Annotated in this window: 1 protein-coding gene; it reads left to right on the top strand. The window is 46.8% G+C overall.

Annotated features, from left to right (window positions below; all coding sequences use genetic code 11):
- The coding region (locus CHH91_RS18035) for an alanine:cation symporter family protein (protein ID WP_141234195.1) at window positions 1-363 on the top strand (363 nt) is incomplete at both ends.

The raw sequence follows: 363 nt of genomic DNA, 5'->3' as shown, positions 1-363 counted from the left end.
GCTAAGCAAGGGTTGGTGCAAGCGGCCTCTGTATACATTGACACTTTGCTTGTTTGTTCAGCAACTGCCTTTATGATCTTATTTACAGGGATGTACAATACACAAGGGCCTGAAGAAGGTACGCATGTGTTTGAAGCGATTCCTGGCGTTGAGGCTGGGCCTCAATTTACACAGGAAGCCATCAACCAGGTGTTCCCTGCTTTTGGAACGGGATTTGTCGCGATTGCACTCCTATTTTTCGCTTTTACAACGATTATGGCTTACTACTATATTGCCGAAACAAACATTGCCTATTTGATGCGCGGGCGCAATGCGGCCTGGCCAATGGTTGTCATTAAGTTGCTGTTGCTTGGAGCGACGTAT

Source organism: Virgibacillus sp. 7505, from assembly GCF_002272135.1.
Lineage (GTDB): Bacteria > Bacillota > Bacilli > Bacillales > Amphibacillaceae > Terribacillus.
Note: the sequence above shows the minus strand (reverse complement) of the source record. Positions and strands in the feature narration are given on the sequence as shown.